The sequence below is a fragment of the Rhodococcus sp. NPDC076796 genome (genome assembly GCF_040702765.1).
Classification (GTDB): domain Bacteria; phylum Actinomycetota; class Actinomycetes; order Mycobacteriales; family Mycobacteriaceae; genus Rhodococcoides.
Genome location: NZ_JBFBMS010000027.1, coordinates 1 through 4,816 on the forward strand (window position 1 = coordinate 1; position 4,816 = coordinate 4,816).

3 protein-coding genes are annotated in these 4,816 nt (G+C 60.9%); all 3 read right to left on the reverse strand.

Annotated features, from left to right (window positions below):
* Positions 1-752: glycosyltransferase (locus tag AB0366_RS26940; protein ID WP_366246606.1), on the reverse strand; the 752-nt coding region annotated here is incomplete at its 3' end.
* Positions 753-1,236: 484 nt separating this feature from the next.
* On the reverse strand, positions 1,237-2,793 hold the full coding sequence (locus AB0366_RS26945; RefSeq protein ID WP_366246607.1) for a sugar transferase: 1,557 nt from the start codon (positions 2,791-2,793) through the stop codon (positions 1,237-1,239).
* A gap of 450 nt (positions 2,794-3,243) precedes the next feature.
* Positions 3,244-4,563 carry a UDP-glucose/GDP-mannose dehydrogenase family protein gene (locus tag AB0366_RS26950; RefSeq protein WP_366246608.1) on the reverse strand — a complete coding sequence of 440 codons (1,320 nt, stop codon included), beginning with the start codon at positions 4,561-4,563 and terminating at the stop codon, positions 3,244-3,246.
* Positions 4,564-4,816: the final 253 nt, after the last annotated feature.

Here is a 4,816-nt window from a genome sequence, read left to right on the forward strand (position 1 = left end):
CAACTAGTCCTTCTGCTCGAAAACGGGGCGCTCGCCGATACAGGGTGACGTTCGGCCTCGTGTACGGCCTTGTTCAGGGCGGCCGCGAAGCGCCGCTCGCTGAACTGGTCCAAATGGTTGTCCATGTCGCTCTTCGACCAGTGGCGGTCGGCCAAACTGGCGACTGCCCGCTCAATCGAAGCAGGCTCAGGTTCGTTGAAGTACACACCGGTCTGCCCCTCGGCAACCGTGTCGAGGAAACCGCCCCAACGGAGGACTGCGCTCGGCTTGCCGTAGCTCGCTGCCTCCAGGGGAGTCAGCCCGAAATCCTCGTAGCTCGCTGCCACCAGACCTCGGCAGTTCTTGTACAGCCACCGGATTTGCGCGTCTGAAAGATCCTTGACCATCCGAATGTTGTTTTGCGACAGGGTATTCAGTTCGCTTTCCTGCGGACCGCTTCCGACCACAACGAGTTTCCGATCAGTGTCATGGAAGGCGCGCATGACTTTGTCTACGTTCTTGTACGGAAGCAGACGTGAGATGCACAAGTAGTATCCCGCATCCTCCCAGTCGGCCAACTGCTCCACCGCCGCAACGGGAAGACTCGAATCGAGCGATTGTGGAGCCGGCAAGATCGTCGCGTCGATGCCGTAGGCATCACGGATACGCGGTTCGACTACGGATGAGATGGCGAAGTATCTGGACGCGGTCGACGCAGCACGCTTGTCCCAGCGCTTCAGCGCGGGCGACACGAGCGCCAGCAGCGTGCGCATACCCCTACCTGCGGAGTCGCCGAGATACGCATCAGGCTGATAGATCCAGCGTGCTGGAGAATAGCAGTACACAACTTTGGGCCCGGTGGACTTGAAGCCATGTGCCCAGCCGCTACTGCTGACAATGACCACGTCTGCGTCGATGCGTATGGATGACGCAGCCAGGGGTAGGAGTGGCAGCGCAGCGCGGTGATTCCGGCGAAGGAACCCAACCCTGTTCAAGATGGACGGACGGATATCCAGGTTTCTGAACTCGGGGTATGTTCCGTCGGGGTCGTAGAGGGTCGTATAGATGGGTGCGTCCGGAAATGCCCGCGCCATCGCGAGGACGACCTTCTCGGCTCCACCGCGCTGAGTGAGGTAGTCATGTGCAATTGCTACTCGTGGCCGTACGGTCACTTCAGCGTCTCCGACTCCGTGTCGACGGCCTCTGGGATCGTCGACGAATATGGTTTGGCCAGTTCGGTATTGATCAGCGTGGCGCTCAATACGCACCGTCGCTACAAGCTACTGCCTTCGCGGTCTTCGCGATGATCAGTAGATCCCCCACCATCGACCAGTTCTCGACGTACGAAAGATCCAGGCGGACAGTCTCTTCCCACGACAGGTCGGATCTTCCACTGACCTGCCAGAGTCCCGTGACTCCCGGCTTGACCAACAATCGCCGACGAACCTCACCGTTGTAGGTCTCGACCTCACGGCGCAGCGGCGGCCTCGGGCCCACCACGCTCATCTCACGCTTGAGAACGTTCATAAACTGCGGCAGCTCGTCGAGACTGAACCGCCGCAAGACCTTGCCCACGGGCGTAACCCGCGGATCGTCACGCATCTTGAACAGAACCCCACCGGCGCCCTCGTTCTGATCGAGGAGGTGGGCAACCTTCTTGTCTGCATCGACGGTCATGCTTCGGAACTTGATCATCGAGAACGGCTTGCCGTCGATGCCCATGCGCTCGGACTTGTAGAACACCGGTCCGCGACTCGTGCTCTTCACTGCGATGGCGACGGCCAGCAGTATGGGCGAGATCATCACCAGCACCAGAGTCGCGAACGTGAGGTCGAAGGCAGTCTTGCTGAATCGCGTTGCACCGTTGTATTGCGGCTTCTCGACGTGAATCAGAGGGAAGCCCGCGACAGGTCGCATCACCAGTCGCGGGCCGGCCACATCGACGACTCCCGGCGCGACCACCAGGTCGACGTCCGTCTTTTCGAGGTCCCAGATCATCTTGCGGATGCCCTTGTGGCCGAGGTGCTCTGTGGCAGTCACAGCAACGGTGTCGGCACCACATTCCTCGATCGCGTCGAGTACATCGTGCTCATCGCCGAGTACCGGAATTTCGGTTCCCTCGATGTGAACCACACCGTCCCGCGGAGCTTCGTACCCCGGCATACAGATTCCGACCACCGCGTAACCCGAGGCCGCAGACTTCTCGAACGATTGCGCCATCGATACCGCCGCTGTACGGCTTCCCACGATGAGAACCGAGGTCTTGTATCCACCGCTACTACGGAGTCGAGTGACGACGTTGCGCCAGATCCACCTGCTGAGTAGGAGGGCCAGAAGGCCGACGGGCAATGCGATGGCTAGGTAGAGCCGAGCGAATTCGATGCGGAACAGCAGAGCCGCGATAGCAATGACGCCGAACAGGCGGAAGGTGGCTGACACGATGCGTCGGTACTCCTCGGCACCGTTGCCGATCACCCGCGTCGAGCGTGTTCGGAAAATCGCGAGGAAGGCGAGCCAGAGGGCCGCCAACACCACCGAGACTCCCGCGTAGGTGACTGCCGACGAGATGCCAGCCACCTCGACATCACCAAAGCGGACGACGTGCGCAAGGCCCACTGCCGTCACGACGGCAAGCACATCAGTGACACGTAGCCGTCTGATATAGCGCTCTTCCCACACGTGACGCGAGGTCAGCGTGCGTGCTGCCACTGCGTCCTGTTGACGCGGAGATCCCCACAGAGAGCGCTGTGCAGCCCCGACAGATGCCACGTGCTCCCCTCCTCTGCACTCGAGGCCCACCGCTGGTGAGCACATGAATCCGATCCTGACCAATCCGCATTTCAACTGGTACCGAATTGAAATAGTCCCACGTCGATTGCGGTACCACCACGCGAGCGTCGCAGATCACAAACCAATAACAGCGTTCAAGTTGTTTACCACACCGAATCGAACGGGGCACTGCAAGCGAAAGGACCGAGCGCCTCCACAGTCATTTCACCCAAAGGCGCTGTGCATCAACACCATTAACCTGGCTATGTGATCATTCACAGTCATATCGACCGAATTTCGTCACAAATAAAAAGCCAATTATGCACGTTATGCACGTAACGGACTTCAGCGCTCGCTGGGCAGCTCAAAGCCAGTGAACGACCTACTTTCAACCTTGTACTGGTTCAAAATTCGAGTAGGTCATCGAGTCACGGTCACACATTGAGAATTCATTCCATCGAATGACTTCGCCGGTTTACGCCGCCGAAACAGGCATCAGGGACGACCCAAGCCTCGGTAAATCCAACCGGCCGCACGCCACTGCTCCGGGTCCAGGCAGTTTCGGCCGTCGATCAGCTTCTTGCTACGCACCACGCCGTCCAGGTCCTGCGGAGTGAGAGCCTTGAATTCCTTCCACTCCGTCAGCACCAACACGACGTCAGCGCCCTCGCAGGCTTCGAGCGCAGTGCTGTTGTAGGTCAGTGTGGGGAACAACGCCCGCGAGTTCTCCATCGCCTTGGGGTCGTACACGTTGACCGCTGCACCCTGCAGCTGGATCTGACCGGCCACGTTCAGGGCCGGTGAGTCACGGACGTCGTCCGAATCGGGCTTGAACGCGGCACCGAGAACCGCGACCCGAGCACCGAGGAGAGACCCGCATGCCTCACGCGCCAACTCGACCATGCGAGTGCGGCGTCGCATGTTGATGTTGTCGACCTCGCGCAGGAACGTCAATGCCTGGTCGGCACCGAGTTCACCGGCCCGCGCCATGAACGCCCGGATGTCCTTGGGCAGGCAACCGCCGCCGAAACCGATGCCGGCGTTGAGGAACTTACGGCCGATGCGTTCGTCATGGCCGATGGCGTCCGCGAGCACGGTGACGTCGGCTCCCGCGGCCTCACACACCTCCGCGATGGCATTGATGAACGAGATCTTGGTGGCCAGAAACGCATTGGCGGACGCCTTGACCAGCTCGGCCGTAGCCAGGTCGGTGACCAGGAACGGGATCTTCTCGTCGAGCAACTGCGCGTACACCTCGCGAGCCAGCTCCTCGGCGCGGCCTGGACGGGCGCGATCCACGCCCAGCACCAGGCGGTCGGGGTGCAGAGTGTCCTTGACGGCATAGCCCTCGCGCAGGAACTCCGGGTTCCAGGCCACCTCGACGTCGTCACCGGCAGGCGCGAGTTCCCGGGCGACCTTGCCGAGTCGTTCCGCTGTGCCCACGGGGACGGTCGACTTGCCGAAGATCACGGCCGGCTTGGTGAGTAGGGGCGCCAAAGTCTCGATGACCGAGTTGACGAACTTCATGTCGGCCGCGAACTCACCCTTTTTCTGGGGAGTACCGACACCGAGGAAGTGCACCTCCGCGAAGTCCGCAGCTTCCTGGTAAGACGCGGTGAAGCGCAGGCGTCCGGCGGCGATGTTGCGCTGCAGCACCTCTTCGAGACCGGGCTCCCAGAAGGGGACCTCGCCGGCTTCGAGCTTCGCGAGCTTCGCCGGGTCCACGTCGACACCGAGCACCTCGTGGCCGAGCTCGGCCATACATGCCGCGTGAGTAGCACCGAGATAGCCGGTACCGAAAACTGTGATTCGCATGCTTCTGATTCCCCCGCAAGAGTGGACGGTCCAAATACTCGGTCATGGCCGGAGCAAACAGCTGCCGAGACTGCGGATGCACCCAGTCGACCAAGGTCAGTAAACACTGAACATCCAGGCCCGTCACTCCCATGTGACGTGGCAGGCCCTGTCCGTATGGTGGTTTCGAAGTGCGACTGCGACTTCGTAGCCCGATACTATGCCTGCCGGGCCAATTCACTGCCCACCGAATTCGAGGGGACCTAAACCAGAC